We start from the raw sequence: 22,144 nt of genomic DNA, 5'->3' as shown, positions 1-22,144 counted from the left end.
CAAAAGGAGGCATTTATGGACTTTGTGCTGGAATTAAAAGGAATTACCAAACGGTTCGGCAGCCTGACAGCCAATGATAAAATCACCCTGTCCGTCAGGAAAGGAACGGTTCATGCGGTTATCGGGGAAAATGGGGCAGGCAAAAGTACTTTGATGAATGTCATCAGCGGCCTTTACCGGCCGGATGAGGGAGAACTGTTTGTACATGGGAAAAAGATGGATTTCAGGAACCCCAACCATGCAAGCCGGGCCGGCATCGGGATGGTGCACCAGGAATTCATGCTGTTTCCCGAATTGTCGGTACTGGACAATATCATGATGGGTTACGAAACGCGCAGGTGGGGCATTTTCCTGAACCGTGACAAGGCGCGCAGGAGGGTGGAGGCTATCTGTGAGGAATACCACTTCAACATACCGCTGGACGAACAGGTACAGGACCTGTCCGTGTCCATGCTCCAGCAGGTGGAAATCGTAAAGATACTGTACCGGGGAGTGGATATCATTATTTTTGACGAACCCACCTCGGTCCTTACACCCCAGGGAATCGAGGGCCTGTTCGAGGCAATCCGTTTCCTGGTTAAGAACGGCAAGACCGTGCTTTTCATCACCCATAAGTTAAAAGAGGTCATGGAGATATCGGACAGCATCACGGTCTTAAAAAACGGCCGCTATGTCGGCACGGTGAAGCCGGAAGAAACAGATGAACACGGTCTTGCCACCATGATGGTGGGAAGGGAGGTCATCCTGACCGCCCAGAAGGAGGACAAGGAACAGGGGGATGTGCTGCTTCAGGTTAAGCACCTGTGTGTTCCTGACCATGAGGGGCGGGAAAAGTTAAAGGATGTCTCATTTGAAATCAGAAAGGGCGAGATCCTGGGAATCGCAGGCGTCGCAGGCTCCGGCCAGCAGGAACTGGTGGAGGGCCTGTTCGGTCTTAGGAAATGCAGCAAGGGGGAGGTGGCCTTTGACGGAAGGGACATCACCCATCTGGGCTGCCGGGAACACCGGCTGCGCCACATCGGATATGTGCCCCAGGACCGGATCAGCGAGGGAATCAACCGGGAAGCGTCCCTGTGGGAAAATGCCATTATGGGATACCATATTGTCAAAGGGTTTGGAAACCGGTTCATCCTGAAACGGAAACAGGCCATATCATTTACGGAACGCATCATCCATGAATTCAATGTCAAGGCATCCTCCCCCAACCTGAAGATACAGACCCTTTCAGGTGGAAACATACAGAAACTGATTGTGGGCAGGGAGTTTTTGCAGGATAACAGCCTTCTGATCATTGAAGACCCCACCAGGGGCATTGACATAGGGGCCATTGAGTTCATATGGAAAAAGATAGAAAGCCTGGCTGCCGCGGGCACGGCAATCCTGCTGGTAAGCCATGAACTGAACGAGGTCATGGAGGTGTCGGACCGTATCCTGGTCATGTACGGCGGGCAGCTGTATGACGGGGGGCTTCATGGGGAAAAGACAGAGACGGATATAGGGCTTTTGATGACAGGAGGTGGCTGCCCATGAACAAGGAAGCAAAGGTGATGAGACAGGACGCCCTGTGGAACATCATGAAATACGCGTGTTCCTTCCTGGCTGTCATGATCATCGGCAGCCTGCTGATCCTATGGCAGGGAGAGAACCCGGCTACGGCCATGAAATATATCCTCCAGGGAGCATTTGGCAGCGTCCGCAACTTCGGCAACACCCTGCGGTGGATCACGCCCTGTATCCTGACGGGAATCGCGGCCACCATTGCATTCAAATCCGGGGTCATGAACCTGGGGATTGAGGGGCAGCTTTACTTTGGGGCATATGCGGCGGCCCTGTTCGGTTTTTACGTGCATCTGCCAAAAGCGCTGCATGTCACGGGCTGTCTTCTGGCAGCCGGTATTGCGGGCATGCTGTTTGCCCTGATTCCGGCCGTGATGAAACTTACATTCCATGTCAACGAAATGATTACGACCCTGATGCTTAACTATATCGCCGTGCTGCTGACCGAATATTTTACTTATATAGTAATGGGAATCAGCGCTGCCGGGGATTCACTGGCCCTGTCAACGCCGCCCATAGCAGATACGGCGCGCCTGACCAACCTGATACCCAAGACCAATGCAAGCACGGGCGTGCTCATAGCGGTGGCGCTGGTCATCGTGATTTTCATGGTTTACAGGTATACCATAGTCGGATATGAGCTGAAGCAGGTGGGGGAGAACCGCAGGTTTGCAAGGATTGGAGGCGTGAATGTGACAAAGACCTTCCTGGCAATCTTCCTGCTGTCGGGATTCGTGGCCGGTCTGTGCGGCAGCATCGAGGTCCAGGGCACGTATGGGAAATTCACCGCTAGCTTCTCCAATAACCTTGGCTGGGACGGCATCATGATTGCCATGATTGCAGGCAATCATCCCATTACGGTCCTGGGAGTAGCCGTTATCTGGGGCGTCCTGAAAGCCGGGTCCCTCCATATGGAGCGGATGTGCGACGTGAACCGCCTGACCGTGCTTTTGATTCAGGCCCTGTTCGTGCTGTTCATCACTGTGGATTACCGTAAACTGATTGGTTCTGTCAAGAGGAAGGCGGTGGTGGGATAATGCTTTCAATTTTACTGGGAACCATAACCATGGCAGCGGCCCTGCGTCTGGCCGTGCCGCTTATCCTGTCATCCATTGGCGGCTGTTTCGGGGACAGGACGGGAATCTTTAACATTGCCCTGGAAAGCTTCATGCTGTGCGCTGCATTCTTTGCCACGTTGGGCACCTATTACTCCGGGAACCCATACACAGGGGTGCTGTGCGGGATCCTGGCAGGGCTGGCCTGTTCCGTCCTGTTCGGCATCCTGGTGTTCCATCTTGGCTCCAGCGGTATGGTGGTCAGCATCGCCATGAACCTGGGGATGGATGCATTTACATCCTTCCTGCTCCTTAATATCTTCGGGAAACGCGGCTCGTTCATGGATTCAAGGCTGGTCAGCCTTCCCTCTGTCAAGCTGCCTGTCATAAGCAGGATCCCCTATATAGGGGAAGTGTTCGGAACCCACAATCTGGTGGTCTATTTTACCCTTCTGGCTATTGCCGGGACCTGGATTGCCATGTATAAAACGCCCTTTGGCCTGAGGCTGCGCAGTGTGGGAATCAATGAAAAGGCGGCCCAGACAACCGGGACCAATGTCCTGCGCTATAAATGGTATTCTGTTTTAATCACCGGATTTTTCGTGGGGATTGCCGGCGCGGTCCTTCCTCTGGGCGGCACCTCCATATTCACGGAAAATATGTCGGCAGGCAGGGGATTCCTGGCAGTTGCAGCCATCATGATTGCAAAGGGGAACCCGGTGCTGGCAGCGGTGTACAGTTTCATGTTCGCCTATGCCCAGGCCCTTGCGGCCAGCATGCAGAACTTCGGGATCCCGTCCCAGATCGTGCTGGCCCTGCCCTATTTCATGACCATCGCGGTGCTGCTGGTTTCGGGGATACGGGGAAGGGTGAAAAAGGTTTCAGTGGAGACTGCGTAGGGAAGGGATGCGGTTTGGCCGGGTTATACCGGATGAGTTGGAAATGCTGCCATGAAGCGTTCAATCTGTTCATGGCAGCTTTTTTAAATGGCAATTTTACCGGAATATGGTTTCAGTGCAGGTAACCTGTCTTGCGGTTTTACGGAATTTATTTATATAGATCCATAAAACACTTGACAAAATCCACAAAAATACTTACTATAGGGTATAAAGGTATTACCATAATACCGGAAAGAGGTATTGACATGGCGATGATGCCTGTGATTAAACAGAATCTAAGTGATAATATTAAACACGATTTGAAGAAATACATACTGGATATGGACCTGAAGGAGTCTGCCAAGCTTCCACCGGAAGTGGAGATCGGGCGCAAGTTTGGGGTCAGCCGGGTAACGGTGCGGCGGGCATTGGATGAACTGGAACAGGAGAACCTGATTTTCCGCATTCATGGAAGGGGAACTTTTGTGAACCCCGAGGCAGCGGCCATCAAAATCAGCCTGAATCCGGCCCAGGAGTTCGGACACCTGATTGAATTGGGAGGCTATGAGGCGCAGATTAAGCTCATAAGCCAGGAAACCATAAATCGGGGAGCCATGGATCAGGGGACCGTGAATCAGGGGACCATGGCTCAGGGCGCGTCCCACCGCATGAAAAAGCACTGCCGGAATCTCCAGGTGGAGGAGGGCGCCCGGTTGTACCGCATTGAGAAGGTCTATTATGCGGATGGCCATCCGGCCATTGTATGTATTGACTATATGCCAAGGGAATTGTTTCAGCAGGAACCATCGGAGGATGAGTGGTCATCCATGTCCTCGTTTGAACTGTTGCGCAGGTACGCGGGCAGGCTGCTGTGCAGGGACAGGGTGGAGATACTGACCATGACCAGGGAAGAGATGGGATCAGTGACGGACAGCGCCCTGCTGATGGAGTGCCAATCCGTATTGGAGCTGGATAATCTGGCCTATGACCAGGATAACCAGCCGGTCATCTCAGCCAATGCGTTTTTTGATACCAAATATATCCGCTATAATCTCCTGCGGAGCCAGGAGCATTATTGACCGGACCGCCATATCACCTGTCCGGCGTATTTGCGCCGGGAGACAATCATAAGCTGAATATAATACATCTTGCGCCCCTAAGGCCTGTATGCCCTGGGCGGCGCAGGATTATTATTTCACACATATAAAGGTATTACCATAATACTTAAATACCTATATCAAGGAGGAGAAGATATGCTTACAACACGTCAAATGAAACTTATCGTCAACATGCCAAAGGCGGAGAACCACATCCACATTGAAGGTTCCATCCCCTGGGACCTGGCACTGGATCTTGGCAGGAAGAATGGGGTAAAGCTCCCTGCTGATACGGTGGAGGGACTGCGGCAGTGGGTGGAAGGAATCCTGAAGGCGGATGGGCTGAATGGTTTCATGCTTTGTGACAGGACCATCAATTCCGTATGCATTACCAAGGAGGATTACGAGGCGGTGGTGCTTGCACTGGCAAAGGATGCAAGGAGGCAGAACGTGGTTTACCAGGAGCTGCACCTGGATTATCCGCTGAATGAGGAACGGGGAATCCCCATGGAAGTGGTAATGGAGGGATACCGCAGCGCCCAGAAAAAGGCGAAGGAACAGTATGGGGTTGAGATTGTCTATATTGCGGGCCTGGACAGGACCTTGTCTCCTGAGCAGTGTGAGCGTTTTGTAAAGAACCTTGAAGGTTACCGGGACATGGTGGACGGACTGGGAATGGACTGTGAGGAAAAGGGGCATCCCTGTATCAAACACCAGGGCAGCTACAGGCTTGCAGAAGACATGGGATTGTTCCTGACCGCCCATGCGGGGGAGGATGACGGCGCCTATAATATATGGGATGCCATCCAAACGCTGCATGTAAGCAGGATTGACCATGGCTGTCAGTCCATCCATGAACCTGAACTGCTTAAGTATCTGAAGGAGCATGAAATCCTCTGCGCCATGTGTCCCACATCAAATATATGGACCGGGGCTGCCAGGAACTATGAGGAACATCCGGCAGTGACCATGATGCGGGCAGGCGTACCCGTATCCATCAGTTCGGATGACCCGCCTTATATGGTGGATCTGGTGCAGGAGTATGCAATTGCCCTGGATGAGATGCATTTTACAGAGGATGAACTGATCCGGACGGCCAGGAACGCATTTGCATATTCCATTAAGGGACAGAAGTATCTGGAACAGTTTGACGCCTGGGTAGAGGCATTCAAAAAGAACGAGGCATAAGAGACAGGCGCAGGAAACAGGAAGCAAGATAAGATACGGAGCATTTGGGGAATAAGAAAAGATTGGGGGTTTAACAATGAATGAGAAACTGGAACGGATATTCCATCTGAAGGAGAGGGGGACCGACCCTAAAACTGAGATTCTGGCAGGTATCACCATTTTCCTGACCTGTGTGTATATTGTGGCTGTTAATCCGGCGATTCTGGGCGCTACGGGTATGGATATGAAGGCCTTGTTCTGGGCCAGCGCCCTGTCCGCGGCCATTGCCTGTATCTGGGTGGGGCTGTGGGCAAACCTGCCCTTTGCCATGGGACCGGCCATGGGACTGAACGCGTATTTTGCCTATTATGTCTGCAATACCCTGGGACTGCCATGGCAGAATGCCCTTGGATGTGTGGCTATTTCCGGCACCACGTTCATGCTTCTGAGCATTTTCAAGGTACAGCAGAAGATTGTGGACGCCATGCCGGAGTGCATCAAGCATTCCATCGGCGCGGGAATCGGATTCTTTATTGCATTCAGCGGTCTGACCCAGGCAGGAATCGTGGTCCACTCACCGGACACCCTGTTAACCCTGGGTGACCTTGCCAATCCTGGGGCGCTGCTGGCATTGGCCGGGATCTTCTTTACAGCGGTCCTGGTCATACGGGGCGTAAAGGGGGCAATCCTGATTGGGGTGCTGGCAGTAACCGTGCTGGGAGTGTTCATCAAGGACCCTGTGACCGGGGCTGCCTATACAATCCTGCCCACACAGCTGATTGCGTTTGATAATCCTGCCCAGGCCCTGGCTCCGACCTTTGGGCAGCTTACATTAAAGGGGATGTTCACCGGTTCACCGGAAATGATCCTGGGCGTTGTATTTGCCATCATCAGTTTTCTTTTTGTGGATTTGTTTGACAGCATCGGCGTACTTTTAGGCGTGGCAACCAAGGCAGGTCTTATTGATGAGAAGGGTAACATGCCCTGCGCGGGCAAAGCGCTGTTCGTGTCAGCCGGCAGTGCTGCCGTAGGCGCCGTTCTTGGAACCAGTACCGTGACAATTTATGGTGCGGAAAGCGCCACCGGCATTTCCGAAGGGGGAAAGACCGGCATGACGGCCTGCGTGACCGGAATCCTGTTCCTTCTCACCCTGGTCCTGTCGCCGGTGTTCCTGATGATCCCATCCATAGCAACAGCGCCCGCCCTTGTAATGGTGGGGATTTTCATGATTGAACCTTTGCGCGGCCTTGCACTGAATGATGTTTCCATTGCGCTGCCCGTGTTCATGACAGTTGCAATCATGCCGTTTACATATAATATTGCATATGGGATCCTCTTTGGCCTGATCGGCTATAGTGTGGGACAGATTGCAGCGGGGAAAGCCCGGCAGATGACAAAGACCGTGTGGGTTCTGACGGCGGTGTTTATTGTTTATCTGGCGCTTGATATCATGCTGTAGCATACAGGCGGGGATAATAGTATACTGGGAGGTGTAGGATATGAGGACCTTTGAGGACATTAAAAATATAATTGAAGCAGGGCTTGGCAGGGTGCCATGTGATCTGAAGCTTGCCAATGTAAAGCTGGTTAATGTGTTTTCCGCACAGGTATATGAGACAGATATTTACATCAAGGATAAAAGGGTGGTGTCCATTGACCCTGAAGCAGGGCTGAAAGCCGCAACGGTAATGGACTGCCGCGGCAGATATGCCATACCGGGTCTGATTGATGCCCATATGCATTTTGAATCCACCATGCTGTCACCTGAGGCGCTGGCCTCGGTGGTGGTGCCACAGGGTACCACCACCCTGTGTGCGGATTTAATGGAGATTGCCAATGTGGCAGGGGCGGGCGGCCTGAAGGCCATGCTGGCTTCCATGAGCCGTTTGCCATACCGGATGCTCATAGAGGTTTCATCACGCGTCCCCACTGCACCGGGACTGGAAACAACCGGAGCGGTCCTGGGCGCGGAGGAAGTGGCGGAAATCATGGACTGGGAAGAGAGTGTAAGCCTGGGGGAACTGGATCCATCCAAAATCCTCTGGGTAAAGGAGGAATACCTTCACAAGATTGCAGATACCCTGGCAAGGAGGAAGGTGGTGAACGGACATGCCATCGGAAGGCTGGGCCAGGAACTTAATGTATATGCGTCCAGCGGCATTTCCGACGACCATGAGTGCGTGACGGCGGAAGAAATGCTGGAGCGCCTGAAGGTGGGGATGAAGGTGTTGATCCGCGAGGGCAGCAGTGAGCGCAATGTGGATGAACTGGTAAAAGGAATCGTAAGCCTGGGGCTTAGCACCGATAACCTGATGTTCTGCACGGATGATAAGCATGCCAGGGAAATACAGACAGAAGGCCATATCAATTACAATGTGACCAGGGCAGTTGAACTGGGGTTGGATCCAATGGATGCCATCCAGATGGCAACGGTCAATGCCGCTAAGCATTTCCGTCTGGAGGATGAAATCGGGAGCATAACACCGGGCCGTCTGGCGGATATCCTGCTGGTGGAGGACTGGCGGGTGGTTAAGCCACTGACTGTTATCTTTGAGGGCAAGGTGGTTGCTGAGAACGGGAGACTGCTTAATGCGTGTCCGGTGGGGGAATATCCCCAGTGGCTGAAAGAGACAGTGACACTTAAGGATCCAATCATACCGGAGTCCTTCCTGGTGAAGACAGATGAAAAGGGGGATACACTCCGGGTCCATGTGATTGATATGGTGCCGCGGCAGATTATAAACCATGACACCATAAGGGAACTGGAGGTGAAGGATGGCACTGTTTTGGCTGACCTGAAACAGGATATACTGAAACTGGCCGTGGTGGAACGGTATGGTAAGAACGGCAACATTGGAATTGGTTTTGTACACGGTTTTCAGTTGGAGAAGGGGGCCATGGCCTACTCCATGTCCCATGACCATCACAATATCGTGGTGGTGGGGGCAGACGATACGGATATGGCTTTGGCTGTAAATGAGGTGGCCAGGTTAAAGGGCGGTCTGGCGGTGGCGGCAGATGGCAGGATACTTGGGAGCATGGAGCTGCCCATAGGAGGCCTTATGAGCCAGCTGCCTGCAGAGGATGTGATGACAAGGCTGGATGAATTAAATGAAATGGCCAGGTCCCTGGGATGCAGGATGGATGCCCCGTTCATGTCCCTGAGCTTTGTCTCCCTGCCCACGGTCCCTGACCTGGGGCTGACCGATATGGGGCTGGTGGATGTACTCAACCACAGGCTTCTGCCTCTTAAAGCTTAGAGGCCATAGAAACAGCTGGGCTTCCATAAAATGGAAGGCAAACATATAATGACAGCAAGTAAAGTCAAGCGCCAGCCCCCGGACTCCGCTATAATATATGCAGGGTGGCCGAAACGAGGTGAACAGACGGATGTACGAATGGCAGAAACAGATTCAGGTCATTGTTGACGAAATCGACAAATGCATAAAGAACCATAATGATGAAGCGCTGACCCTGCGCTGCCTTTCCGGCAGGCTGGGGTATTCCGGCTTCCATATGACCAGGAAATTCAAGGAGATATCGGGCATGCAGTTCAGGGATTACCTGCGGCGCAGGAAACTGGCTTTTGCGCTGAAAGAGTGAAATCCACGGACGAGATTAAAATTTATTTTGTAACCATTCCCGCGCACAAATTCCTGCATATTAAAAACTATGAGAGCAATGGATATTGGGATTTCTGGCAGAAGCAGGGTATGATTCCGGGGCAGGACCAGGAGACAATCTGCGGCCTGTTGGACAGTATCGTGGGTAAACTGGATGACGATGGGGGCAGCGAATGCAACAGCGGAAGCGGGCAGGTCATGGCGTACATCAATGATCCGGAGGGCAGGCTCTGCGACTGGGGAATCATATCAGGCCGGTGCGTAAGCAGGCATAAATATATTAGAAGGGTCAAAGAGCGCCATGTCCGTCCTGCGGATTACAAAAACGTTAAAATTTCGCTAATGACTTTTAATTTTGGAACTCCAGCCGATATAATAAGTATCTTATTATAAATCCAGGAGGCATTGAATGAAAAGGGTGTGGAGTTCACTAAAGATTAATAAAAAGCTGCTTATCGCGTTTCTTTTGGTAACAATACTTTCCAGCAGCAGCGGTTTCATCAGTTTGTTCCTTATGAAAAAAGCGGATGTGCAGTATTCAGGCGCACTGACCAATTATGGATTTTCCCAAGGGGATATCGGTCTTCTCATGGAGGCTTTGACCAGCAATACCTTCAATATCATGACGATTATGGCCACTGATCCGGAGAATACCCAGCTTATCAGGCAGTCTGAGGATGACATAAATAAAAATGCAGCCGCAATCAGCCAGTGCATGGCGAATATTGAACCAACCCTGGTTGGAGAAGAAAGGAGCTTTTACGAAACCATTGAAGAAAACCTGCCCTTATTCACACAGCATGCCCAGGAGGTAATTACACTGGCAAAACAGAATAAGGATAAAGAGGCCATGGACCTGTATCAGGATGAGGCGCTGGAACATATCGAGAAGATACAGGAAGCGGTTACGTCGTTGATGGACAGCAACCGCATGGAGGGCAGCCGGTTGTCAAAAGAATTAACCAGGCAGAGCAATCTTACCGTTGTATGCATGGCGCTCCTGTCCGTGGCAGCTTTCTGTGTATCCATGATACTGGCAACCTTTATTGCCCGCGCCATTTCAAGACCGATGGAACAATGCTCCGAGAGGCTGGTGGGCCTGTCCCAGGGCGATTTGCAGACGTCCGTACCGGTAGTGGACAGCGAAGATGAAACCGGGATACTGGCAGATGCCACAAAGGAGCTGGTTGACAGGCTGAAGTCGGTGATAGAACAGCTGGCGTCCATACTGGGAAGCATTGCGGATGGAAACCTGGATATTCCATACACGCAGGACTTTTCCGGTGATTTCGCTGCCCTTCATACCAGCTCCTCAAAAATCATAGATTCACTGAACGAGGCATTCCACATGATAGACCAGTCCGCGGGCCAGGTGGATTCCGGGGCGGAACAGGTATCCATGGGCGCCCAGGCCCTGTCCCAGGGCGCCACGGAGCAGGCCAGCTCCATTGAAGAACTGGCAGCCACCATAAATGATATATCAAGCCAGGTGAATAAGATTGCGGAAAACGCCCAGAAGGCGCGCAAGGAATCCGAACGCCAGGGCGCCAATCTGGACGAAAGCAGCAGGAAGATGCAGGACATGGTGTCTGCCATGGACCAGATAAGCAGTAAATCAGGCGAGATTGGCAAGATTATCAAGACCATTGAGGATATTGCCTTCCAGACCAACATCCTTGCGCTGAACGCGGCCGTGGAGGCTGCCCGGGCAGGGGAAGCCGGAAAGGGCTTTGCGGTGGTTGCGGATGAGGTCCGTAACCTGGCCGGGAAGAGCGCGGACGCGGCTAAGAATACAACGGGCCTGATAGAAGAGACCATTCAGGCTGTTGAAAATGGAACGGAAATTGCCGCCTTGACCGCGGATGCGTTAAAAGAGGTGGTGGAAAGCTCCCATCATGTGGCCGGTCTTGTGGATCTGATTGCGGAAGCTTCCAATACCCAGGCGGTTTCCATCAGCCAGGTGACCCAGGGCGTGGATCAGATTTCGAGCGTGGTACAGACCAACTCAGCAACTGCCCAGGAAAGCGCGGCGGCCAGCGAGGAACTGGCTGGGCAGTCGCGGATGATGAAGGACCTGATTGGGCGGTTTAAATTAAAAAGGCAGTAAATAAGGCAAAATAAAGGGACGGTCATCCGGAATCGTGTTAAATTCCGTGACCGTCCCTTTGAATTCATAATACTGCCATAAATATACCAGCCTTCATCTGCCGCCTGTCTACGCGGTCTGCAGTGTCTTTGCCTTGGAAGCCTTTTTCTGCTTCTTCATCTGCCGGGGCTGTTCCGGGGCCTTTTCATTTTTCAGGTTCTTCTGGGCCGTGGACAGCATCAGCTTGATGCGGTTCAACTGGTTTACCTCGCTGGCGCCCGGATCGTAGTCCACCGCGATGATGTTGGACTGCGGATAGTGGCGGCGCAGCTCCTTGATGACGCCCTTGCCCACGATATGATTGGGCAGGCAGCCAAATGGCTGGGTGCAGATAATGTTGTTCACGCCGCTGTGGATCAGCTCCAGCATCTCTCCTGTAAGGAACCAGCCCTCGCCTGTCTGATTGCCCAGGGACACAAAGCCCTTGGCCATCTCAGCCAGTTCATTGATGGCTGACGGGGGCGTGAAGTGCCGGCTGGCCGACAGCTCCTTCCTGGCAGTCCTGCGCAGATACTCCAAAAGGGCAATTCCGGCGTTGCACAGGCGCGCCGTGGATTTCTTCGTACCCAGGTGCTCCGCCTTGAAGTTACTGTTGTAAAAGCTGTAGAGAAGGAAATCCATCAGGTCGGGCATCACTGCCTCGGCCCCCTCGGATTCCAGAAGCTCCACCACGTGGTTGTTGGCAAGGGGGGAGAACTTCACAAGGATCTCGCCCACAATCCCCACCTTTGGTTTCCTGATATCGGTTCTTGGCAGATTGTCAAAATCGCGTATGATTCCCTTGATGTTGCGGCTGAATTCCATCATGGCGGCGCTGCGTTTGGACAGGGAGGCAATACAGCGGGCCTTCCACTTCCCATGGAGTGCATTGGCGCTGCCTGGTTCTGCCTCATAGGGCCTGGTGGCGTAGAGCACGCGCATGAAAATGTCGCCGTACACAATGGCCTGCATGGCCTTTGTGATAAGGGGGACCGTAAATGTAAACCCGGGGTTGGTCTCCATGCCGTTGGCATTGACCGATACAACGGGCACCTGCGGCATGCCTGCCTTTTCCAGGGCGCGCCGGATGAAGCCTATGTAGTTGGAAGCACGGCAGCCGCCGCCTGTCTGGGTCATCAGCACCGCTGTGTGGTCCAGGTCATACCTGCCGGAAAGCAGGGCGTCCATGATCTGTCCGATGACAATCAGGGAGGGATAGCACGCATCGTTGTTCACGTACTGGAGTCCCACGTCCACCGCGTTGCGGTTGTGGTTCTGCAATACTTCAATCTTGTATCCGAAGGAGCGGATGGCCGGCTCTAAAAGGTCAAAATGGATGGGCGACATCTGTGGGCAGAGAAGGGTATATGTCTTCTTCATCTCCTTGGTAAAGTACACCCGGTTATAGGCGCTGGAAACCACCTTGTGCTCGTAGTGCTTCTGGTCCCGGACCTTGAGGGCCGCAATCAGGGAGCGGATACGGATGCGGGCAGCGCCCAGGTTATTCACCTCGTCAATCTTAAGCACGGTATAAATCTTGCCGGAACGGGTCAGGATATCGGCCACCTGGTCCGTGGTCACGGCATCCAGGCCGCAGCCAAAGGAGTTTAGCTGGATTAAGTCCAAATCATCCCGGTTCTTGACAAAGCTGGCCGCCGCATAGAGGCGGGAGTGGTACATCCACTGGTCGGTTACCACCAAAGGCCGTTCCACCCTTCCAAGGTGGGAGATGGAATCCTCTGTGAGCACCGCAAATCCATAGGAGGTAATCAGTTCCGGGATACCGTGGTGGATTTCAGAGTCCACATGGTAGGGCCTGCCGGCCAGCACGATGCCCCGTTTTTTGTTCTCCTTCATCCATGCCAGGGTTTCCTCGCCCTTGGCCTCCATGTCATGGCGGGAAGCCAGAAGCTCCTGCCATGCTGCGTGGGCAGCCATTTTCACCTCATCCGCAGGAATCTGATGGTTCCCGGCAAATTCCTTTATAAGGGCCTGGGTCAGGATCTCCTCATTGGTAAAGGCCATGAAGGGGTTGTCAAACCTTACATGTTCTTCTGACAGTTCCTCCACATTGTTCTTGATGTTCTCCGCGTAGGATGTGACCATGGGGCAGTTGTAATGGTTGCCCGCCTCCGGGCTTTCATTGCGCTCATACGGAATGCAGGGATAGAAAATGTATTTGATTCCCTGCTTGATGAGCCATGATATATGTCCATGGACCAGCTTGGCCGGGTAGCACTCCGATTCACTGGGAATGGATTCAATGCCCAGCTCGTAGAGCTGTCTGGTGGACTGGGGCGAGAGCACCACATGGTAGCGCAGCTTCTTAAAGAAAACCGCCCAGAAGGGGAAGTTCTCAAACATGTTGAGGACCCTGGGGATCCCCACCATGCCCCGGTCCGCCTGGTCCAGGGGCAGGGGTTCGTAGTCAAACATGCGGTGGTACTTATAGTCAAAGAGATTGGGAATCTCCTTCTTGGCCTTCTCAAGTCCAAGTCCCCGCTCGCAGCGGTTGCCCGAGATAAAGCGGCGTCCGCTCCCAAACTGGTTGATGGTGAGCACACAGTGGTTGTTGCAGCCCTTGCACCGGGTCATGGAGGTGGTATACTTAAGGGCAATGATCTTATCCAGGGACAGCATGGATGTTTCTGCCTCGCCGTTCATGTGATAGCGTTCCCTTGCAATCAGGGCAGCGCCGAAGGCTCCCATGATGCCTGCGATGTCAGGGCGCACTGCCTGGCATCCTGATATTTTCTCAAAGCTCCTGAGCACCGCATCATTGTAAAAGGTGCCGCCCTGGACCACCACATGGGCGCCCAGGTCAGAGGCATTGGTAATCTTGATGACCTTGAACAGGGCATTCTTGATGACGGAATAAGCCAGGCCGGCGGAAATGTCAGCCACCGTGGCCCCTTCCTTCTGGGCCTGTTTTACATTGGAGTTCATGAATACGGTGCAGCGGGTGCCAAGGTCCGTTGGGTTCCTGGCAAACAGGGCCTCTTTGGCAAAATCCTCCACGGAAAAGTTCAGGCTCTTGGCAAATGTCTCGATGAAGGAGCCGCAGCCCGAGGAGCACGCCTCGTTGAGCTGCACGCTGTCCACGGTGCCGTCCTTTATCTTGATGCACTTCATGTCCTGTCCCCCGATGTCCAGGATACAGTCCACATCCGGCTCAAAGAAAGCAGCCGCGTAGTAGTGGGAGATGGTCTCCACTTCCCCCTCATCCAGCATCAGCGCTGCCTTTAAAAGGGCCTCGCCGTAGCCTGTGGAACAGGAATAGGCAATGTGGGCTGTCTTCGGAAGCTGGCTGCGGATTTCCGTTATGGCGCGGATGGCCGTGGCAAGGGGGCTTCCGTTGTTGTTGTCATAGAACCGGTACAGCAGGGTGCCGTCCTCGCCCACCAGGGCCGCCTTGGTGGTGGTGGAACCGGCGTCAATGCCCAGATAGCAGTTGCCCTCATAGGAGGGAAGGTCGCCGGACTTAACGTGGTTGCTGGCATGGCGGCTGGAAAATTCGTCGTAGTCAGCCTGGTCCCTGAACAGCGGTTCCATGCGCTTTACCTCAAAATCCATCTGGATACCCGAGGACAGCTGTTCAATCATAGCCTCCAGGGAAACAGCGGACTGGTTCTCCTGAGGGTTCATGGCAGCGCCCACAGCGGCAAACAGGTGGGAATGGTCCGGAGCAATGATCTGTTCCGGCGTAAGGTGGAGGGTACGGATGAAGCTTTCACGCAGCTGGGGCAGGAAGTGGAGGGGACCGCCCAAAAAGGCAACATTGCCCCGTATGGGCTTACCGCAGGCAAGACCGCTGATGGTCTGGTTCACCACTGCCTGGAAAATGGACGCGGCCAGGTCTTCCCTGGTAGCGCCTTCATTAATCAATGGCTGGATATCCGACTTGGCAAACACGCCGCAGCGCGCCGCGATGGGGTAGATGGCCTTGTAATGGGCGGCGTATTCATTGAGGCCGCTGGCATCGGTCTGAAGCAGGGATGCCATCTGGTCGATGAAGGAACCGGTGCCGCCTGCACAGATCCCGTTCATCCTCTGGTCAATCCCGCCGGTAAAATATATGATTTTTGCATCCTCCCCGCCAAGCTCGATGGCCACGTCTGTCTGTGGCGCATAGTCCTGCAGGGCGGATGCCACAGCCACCACCTCCTGGACAAATGGAATGTTCAGATGGGATGACAATGTAAGGCCTCCGGATCCCGTGATGACGGGGATGACCTGGGCGGGGCCGGTTATGGGGCAGGCCTTTTTCAGAAGTTCTGCCAGAGTTTCCTGTATATTGGCATAATGACGCTCATAATCGGAGAATACTATATGGTAGTTCTGGTCAAGCAATGCTACTTTGACGGTTGTGGAACCGATATCGATTCCCAGTGTAAGGGTATTTGTATGTAAGCTCATATACGTGGGTTTTACCCTAACCTCCTTTGTGACTTGCAGCAGCGGCACATGTGATGTCCATACAAGGGCTGTGCCGGGCTGAGAAGTTGTTTTGCGTTCATCATAATACAGTTTTATGGAAAAAACTGTGATTTATGCAACAATTTGCGGCAGTAAGCCGCGAATGGTCATAATAAAGTTTAGCATAAATTAGGTAGGAATACAATTGGGGACAGGCGTTAAAAAATCGTGAAGAAATGGGAAAAATTGTGCATGATTCCTGTAAAAACTTATTGTTTGTGAAAAATCAGGGGCTATTTTATTTGACAAACCGCAGGGCAGTCACTATAATGAGAACGTATAATTTCAAAATGGGGGAGAGTTCGCATGATACGGATTTTTAAGACCGAAGACGGTGCTATGCACGAAAAAGAAGAGATGCAGCCTGGCTGCTGGATTGCGTTAACAAACCCTACAGCCTCAGAAATCATTGACATTGCGGATGCATACCAGATTGACCCGGACCACTTAAAGGCGCCATTGGATGAGGAGGAACGTTCCCGAATCGAGGTGGAGGACGAATACACCCTGGTGCTGGTGGATATCCCGTCCATAGAGGAGCGCAGCGGCAAGGACTGGTTTGTCACCATCCCGCTGGCCATCATCATGGCCAACGATGTGCTGATTACTGTCTGCCTGGAGGAGACACCCGTGCTCACGTCCTTCATGGACGGAAGGGTAAGGGACTTCCATACATTCATGAAGACCAGGTTCATCCTGCAGATCCTTTATAAAAATGCAACCCAGTACCTGCAGTACCTGCGCATCATTGACAAGAAGAGCGAGGTCATTGAGCGCAAGCTCCATCAGTCCCAGAAGAATGAGGAACTGATTGAGCTTCTGGAACTGGAGAAGTCCCTGGTGTATTTCACCACGTCCCTGCGTTCCAATGAGGTGGTGCTGGAGAAGCTCCTAAGGACCGAGAAGATTAAGAAGTATCCCGAGGATACGGACCTTCTTGAGGATGTCATCGTGGAGAACAAACAGGCAATCGAGATGGCCAACATTTACAGCGGGATCCTCAGCGGGACCATGGACGCCTTTGCCTCGGTCATCTCCAACAACCTGAACATTGTCATGAAGTTCCTGGCAACCGTAACCATTGTCATGTCAATCCCCACCATGGTGGCCAGCTTCTATGGCATGAATGTGAATTCCAGGGGAATGCCCTTTGCGAACAATCCCTACGGGTTTGTCATAGTCCTGGGATTTGCCCTGGCCCTGTCACTGTTGGTAGCTTATATATTTAATAAGAAGGATTTATTCTGACATAAAAGGAGTATTCATGAATTTTCTAAAGAAGTTTGAGCAGAAAATGAACCGGTTTGCAATCGGCGGGATCATCAACTATGTATGTGCCATGCTGGCCATGGGCACGGTGCTGTACCTTGTGGCGCCGGGCTTCCTGAATTATCTGATTTTAAACCCCATTGCCATCATGCAGGGGCAGGTCTGGAGGATCCTGACCTTTTTTGTATATCCGCCTGCATTTACAGGAGGGAACCCCATGGGCTACATCCTGTTTAACGCCCTGGCCATCTACTGCATCCGTTCCTTTGGCATGATTGTGGAACAGGTATGGGGTAAGTTCCGTTTCAACTGTTACATCATACTGGGCGTGCTGTTGAATGTGGCGGCATCCCTGTTCATGTACCTGGTGGTAGGCTTCCCCATGGTGCTTACGCCTGTTTATCTGGTGTATTCCTTCTTTTTTGTATTTGCACTCATGTTCCCGGATATGCAGGTCCTGCTGATGATGGTCCTTCCCCTGAAGGCCAAGTGGATTGCGTACGCCGAGGCAGCGGTTTACATTTATTACTTTGTCAAGGGTGACATATACACCAGGGTCCAGATTTTTGTGTGCATCCTGCACATGTTCATCTTCTTTGGCTGGATGGTGCTGGCCGGGGAGACGGGTTACAAACAGAAGAAGCGCCAGAAGGATTTCCAGAAAAAGATCAAGCCCATGGTTTCCAACAAGACCGGCCATAAGTGCGCTGTGTGCGGCCGGACGGACAAGGACAGCCCTGGCATGGAATTCCGTTATTGTTCAAAATGTGAAGGCAGCTATGAATACTGCATGGATCATTTGTATACTCATCAACACGTGAAAAAGCCGGATTCCCCCCAATAGCATCATGAGCGCTGTACTGCAAAAGCATTTACACAGACAGGCCCTAAGAACCGGCAGATCATTCACATATCACACTGTACAACGTTTATGGAGGATTTAATAATGAAAAAGACCAAGATTATCTGTACCATGGGTCCCAACACCAATGACAGGAACGTCATGATGGAGCTTGCAAAGAATGGCATGGACGTGGCGCGTTTCAACTTTTCCCACGGTGATTATGAGGAGCACCAGGGACGCCTGGAACTGTTAAAGGAAGTCCGCAAGGAGCTGGATATCCCGGTTGCGGCGCTTCTGGATACAAAAGGCCCTGAAATCCGCACCGGACAGCTGAAGGACGGTAAGAAAGTAACATTAAAGGAAGGCCAGACCTATACGCTGACCACCCGCGAGCTGATTGGGGATGAGAACATCGGATACATCAATTACAGCGGACTGGGCGAAGACGTGGTTCCCGGCAATAAGATTCTGATTGACGATGGCCTGATTGAGATGGACGTGACGGAGGTCAATGGCACGGACATTGTATGTAAGGTGATTAACGGCGGCGAGCTGGGCGAGAAAAAGGGCGTCAATGTCCCCAATGTGAAGATTAAGCTCCCGGCCCTGACCGACAAGGACAAAGAAGACATCCGTTTCGGCATCAAGCAGGGATTTGATTTTATCGCGGCATCCTTTGTGCGTACCGCGGACTGCATCAGGGAAATCAAGGCAATGCTGGATGAGCAGGGTTCCAGCATGAAGGTAATTGCCAAGATTGAGAATGCGGAAGGCATCGAGAACCTGGACGCCATCATCGAGGAGGCGGACGGCATCATGGTTGCCCGCGGCGACATGGGCGTGGAGATTCCCGCTGAAAAGGTTCCCCATATCCAGAAGAAAATCATCCGCAAGTGTAACGAGGCATGTAAGATTGTCATCACCGCAACCCAGATGCTGGATTCCATGATCCGCAACCCAAGGCCTACCAGGGCAGAGGTGACGGACGTGGCCAATGCGGTTTATGACGGTACCGATGCAGTGATGCTTTCCGGCGAGACCGCCATGGGTAAGTATCCCGTTGAAGCCCTTAAGATGATGGTTTCCATTGCCGAGGAGTCAGAGTCCTATCTGGACTATGCAGGATACCGCCAGAGGAAGGTGTCCAAGCAGAACATGAAAAATGTTTCCAACGCAGTGTGCTTCGCATCCGTTTCCACCTCCCATGACCTGAGCGCAGACGTCATCATTGCTCCAAGCATCACAGGCTTTACCACCCAGATGCTCTCCAAGTGGAGGCCGGCTGCAAGGATCATCGGCATGTCCCCAAGCATGGCGACCGTGCGCCAGATGCAGCTGCAGTGGGGCGTTGTGCCAATATGGTCACGCCGCGCTGAATCCACGGATGAACTGATTGAGAATTCCGTGGAGGAGCTTAAGGAAAGGGGCCTTGTGACAGTGGGCGAGCTGGCAGTCATCACCGCAGGCGTGGTGACCTACGCAAGACGCCACGAGGCAGCCACACAGACCAATATCATGCGTGTAATCAATATCGAGTAAAATAGTACTGGACAAAGGAGTCTGGCAGGGGGTACAATATTCCGCAAGGATTATTGTGCTTCCTGACAGGCTTTTTGCATCTAAGGGAGGGCGCATACACGCTCAAAAAGGGAAAGGAGTAAGAGAAGTGGAGAAGAAACCATTTGTAACACTTGAACAGCTGAAAGAGATTGAGAAAACATACCCCACCCCCTTCTATCTTTACGATGAAAAGGGTATCAGGGAGAATGCGGCGAAGCTGAAGCAGGCATTTGCATGGAATAAGGGATATAAGGAGTATTTTGCAGTTAAGGCAACCCCCAATCCTTTTCTTCTGAACCTGTTAAAGGAGATGGGATGCGGCACGGACTGTTCTTCCATGACAGAGCTTATGATGTCAAAAGCGTGCGGGTTTAAGGGACATGATATCATGTTCTCATCCAATGACACGCCGCCTGAGGAGTTCGCATACGCAGAAAAGCTGGGCGCCATCATCAACCTGGATGATATAACCCATATTGAGTGCCTGGAGCAGACCCTGGGATACATCCCGGAAACCATCAGCTGCCGCTACAATCCGGGCGGCGTGTTCAAGGTAAGCAATGACATCATGGACAACCCGGGGGATTCTAAGTATGGGATGACAACGGAACAGATTTTCCAGGCATTTAAGATACTGAAGGATAAGGGCGCGAAGCATTTCGGCATCCATGCCTTCCTGGCCAGCAACACGGTGACCGTGGAGTATTATCCCATGCTTGCCAAGATTCTTTTTGAACTGGCTGTGAAGCTTCAGGAGGAGACAGGCGCCCATGTGGAATTCATCAATCTGTCCGGCGGCATCGGCATTCCCTACCGCCCGGACCAGGAACCCAACGACATACTGGCCATCGGGGACGGCGTGCGCAAGGTTTATGAGGAAGTCCTGGTACCGGCCGGCATGGATGATGTGGCAATCTGCACCGAACTTGGCCGCTTCATGATGGGACCCTACGGCGCCCTGGTGACAAAGGCCATCCATGAAAAGCATACCCACAAGGAGTACGTGGGAGTGGACGCCTGCGCCGTGAACCTGATGCGCCCGGCCATGTACGGGGCATACCATCACATCACGGTAATGGGGAAGGAAGATGAGCCTTGCGGCCACATGTATGACGTGGTCGGCTCCCTGTGCGAGAACAATGATAAGTTTGCCATTGACCGCATGCTGCCTGAGATAAGGAAAGGCGACCTGCTGTTCATCCACGACACGGGCGCCCATGGGTTTGCCATGGGATATAACTACAACGGCAAGCTAAAGTCGGCGGAGCTGCTGTTAAAGCAGGACGGTTCCGTGGAAATGATCCGGAGGGCGGAAACTCCTGAGGACTACTTTGCTACATTTGATTTTTGTGATATACTCAAAGATATTGACTGATGAAAAACCCCGGCATGCAGCAACGCGCAGTCTGCCGGGGTTTTTGCCAAAAGAAACGGCTTTGGCGGTCCCAGCCGTCCCGGTGCCTGTTTGGACATTCATGCCGGGGGAGCTGACGATATATCAGGAGTTCATGATTAGGAGGATTATTAATGGCTAAGATCGGTTTTATCGGAATGGGGAATATGGGAAGCGCCATCATGAAAGGACTTCTCAAGGTGTATGCGCCTCAGGACATGATTTTCACTGCGGCCCATCAGGAGAAGATGGACCAGGTCACATCTGAGACAAAGGTGGCCCACGCCGGCTCCAACCGGGAATGCGCGGCCCAGGTAAAGTATCTGATCCTTGCGGTGAAGCCGCAGTATTTTGACGTGGTGTTTGAGGAGATAAAGGATGTGCTGACAAAAGAACAGGTAATCATTTCCCTGGCCCCCGGCATTTCCATACAGGATATCGGCGCCAGGCTGGGCGGCGGTGTAAGGGTGGTCAGGGCCATGCCCAATACACCGGCGCTTCTGGGGGAGGGCATGACAGGGGTTACATATGAGGCAGGCATCTATTCAGATGAGGAGAAAGCGGAAATCAGCCTTATCTTCTCATCCTGCGGACGCATGGAGCTGGTGGAGGAGCGGCTGATGGACGCAGTGGGCTGTGTCAGCGGAAGCTCCCCTGCATTCGTGTATATGTTCATCGAGGCCCTGGCTGACAGCGGCGTGAAGTACGGCCTGCCCAGGAAGACAGCTTATGCCATGGCTGCACAGACCGTCCTGGGCAGCGCCAGGATGGTGCTGGAGACAGGAAAACATCCGGGACAGCTTAAGGATGAGGTGTGTTCGCCGGGCGGCACCACCATTGCCGGTGTGTCGGCCCTGGAGGAGCATGGGCTGCGCAACGCTGTCATCAAAGCGGCGGATGCGTGTTATGAGAAGACCCAGCGCATGAAGTAGGCGGGGAGGACCGGGCCGGGAGGAAACACCGTCAGAAAATAAGATGATTTTCAACAAATATTAGCAAGGATTCTCCCATCCTCTAAGGTGGTGAGATGAATTGCCAAAAACAAACTTAACGGCAGTGGTGGGCGGAGAGTAATCGGTATCCCCCACTGCCATGAGGTC

General features: G+C 52.7%; 14 protein-coding genes and 1 pseudogene. 14 read left to right on the top strand and 1 reads right to left on the bottom strand.

All coding sequences use genetic code 11. The annotated features are described in order from the left end of the window. Nucleotides 1-15: 15 nt before the first annotated feature. From LK536_RS54795 to LK536_RS54755, 9 genes and pseudogenes are all read left to right on the top strand, one after another. Nucleotides 16-1,530, top strand: coding sequence for an ABC transporter ATP-binding protein (locus LK536_RS54795; protein ID WP_008719317.1), 1,515 nt, complete (start codon nt 16-18; stop codon nt 1,528-1,530). Next, the gene (locus LK536_RS54790; protein ID WP_227796612.1) at nt 1,527-2,594 is read left to right on the top strand and encodes an ABC transporter permease; all 1,068 of its coding nucleotides are present in this window, start codon (nt 1,527-1,529) and stop codon (nt 2,592-2,594) included. The genes LK536_RS54795 and LK536_RS54790 overlap by 4 nt, the downstream gene beginning before the upstream one ends. Next, nucleotides 2,594-3,511 (top strand): ABC transporter permease, encoded by a 918-nt coding sequence (locus LK536_RS54785; protein ID WP_227796613.1) that lies wholly within the window; start codon nt 2,594-2,596, stop codon nt 3,509-3,511. Before LK536_RS54790 ends, LK536_RS54785 begins: the two co-directional genes overlap by 1 nt. 245 nt (nt 3,512-3,756) lie before the next feature. After that, nucleotides 3,757-4,569: a GntR family transcriptional regulator gene (locus LK536_RS54780; protein ID WP_227796614.1), complete on the top strand. Its 813-nt coding sequence runs from the start codon at nt 3,757-3,759 to the stop codon at nt 4,567-4,569. 174 nt (nt 4,570-4,743) lie between these two features. Then, complete coding sequence (gene add / locus LK536_RS54775; RefSeq protein ID WP_025485856.1) at nt 4,744-5,775, top strand: adenosine deaminase; 1,032 nt, start codon at nt 4,744-4,746, stop codon at nt 5,773-5,775. Nucleotides 5,776-5,851: 76 nt separating this feature from the next. Beyond that, nucleotides 5,852-7,213: an NCS2 family permease gene (locus LK536_RS54770; protein ID WP_050927263.1), complete on the top strand. Its 1,362-nt coding sequence runs from the start codon at nt 5,852-5,854 to the stop codon at nt 7,211-7,213. Between the two features lie 40 nt (nt 7,214-7,253). Beyond that, complete coding sequence (ade, locus tag LK536_RS54765) at nt 7,254-9,014, top strand: adenine deaminase (RefSeq protein ID WP_227796615.1); 1,761 nt, start codon at nt 7,254-7,256, stop codon at nt 9,012-9,014. A gap of 130 nt (nt 9,015-9,144) precedes the next feature. Beyond that, nucleotides 9,145-9,638: pseudogene (locus LK536_RS54760) on the top strand (helix-turn-helix transcriptional regulator); the annotation flags it as partial. Nucleotides 9,639-9,786: 148 nt separating this feature from the next. Further along, on the top strand, nt 9,787-11,484 hold the full coding sequence (locus LK536_RS54755; RefSeq protein ID WP_227796616.1) for a methyl-accepting chemotaxis protein: 1,698 nt from the start codon (nt 9,787-9,789) through the stop codon (nt 11,482-11,484). 108 nt (nt 11,485-11,592) lie between these two features. Here LK536_RS54755 and LK536_RS54750 read toward each other — a convergent pair whose 3' ends face one another. Further along, nucleotides 11,593-15,918 (bottom strand): 2-hydroxyacyl-CoA dehydratase, encoded by a 4,326-nt coding sequence (locus LK536_RS54750; protein ID WP_120055507.1) that lies wholly within the window; start codon nt 15,916-15,918, stop codon nt 11,593-11,595. A gap of 366 nt (nt 15,919-16,284) precedes the next feature. On the opposite strand from LK536_RS54750, the gene LK536_RS54745 reads away from it, so the two are divergent. The 5 genes from LK536_RS54745 to proC all read left to right on the top strand — a co-directional run bounded on the left by LK536_RS54745 (nt 16,285) and on the right by proC (nt 21,976). Further along, complete coding sequence (locus LK536_RS54745) at nt 16,285-17,226, top strand: magnesium transporter CorA family protein (RefSeq protein ID WP_008719300.1); 942 nt, start codon at nt 16,285-16,287, stop codon at nt 17,224-17,226. A 16-nt stretch (nt 17,227-17,242) separates the two neighbouring features. Further along, nucleotides 17,243-18,091: a hypothetical protein gene (locus tag LK536_RS54740; RefSeq protein WP_025485862.1), complete on the top strand. Its 849-nt coding sequence runs from the start codon at nt 17,243-17,245 to the stop codon at nt 18,089-18,091. A 102-nt stretch (nt 18,092-18,193) separates the two neighbouring features. Then, nucleotides 18,194-19,630 (top strand): pyruvate kinase, encoded by a 1,437-nt coding sequence (gene pyk, locus LK536_RS54735; protein ID WP_025485864.1) that lies wholly within the window; start codon nt 18,194-18,196, stop codon nt 19,628-19,630. A gap of 127 nt (nt 19,631-19,757) precedes the next feature. After that, a complete protein-coding gene (locus LK536_RS54730) occupies nt 19,758-21,026 on the top strand; it encodes a diaminopimelate decarboxylase (RefSeq protein ID WP_025485866.1) in 1,269 nt (422 codons plus the stop codon). Between the two features lie 152 nt (nt 21,027-21,178). Next, a complete protein-coding gene (gene proC, locus LK536_RS54725; RefSeq protein ID WP_227796617.1) occupies nt 21,179-21,976 on the top strand; it encodes a pyrroline-5-carboxylate reductase in 798 nt (265 codons plus the stop codon). Nucleotides 21,977-22,144: the final 168 nt, after the last annotated feature.

The sequence above is a fragment of the Clostridium pacaense genome, assembly GCF_020709765.2.
In the GTDB taxonomy this organism is placed as follows: domain Bacteria; phylum Bacillota; class Clostridia; order Lachnospirales; family Lachnospiraceae; genus Enterocloster; species Enterocloster hominis.
This window is presented reverse-complemented; position numbering and strand designations above follow the sequence as displayed.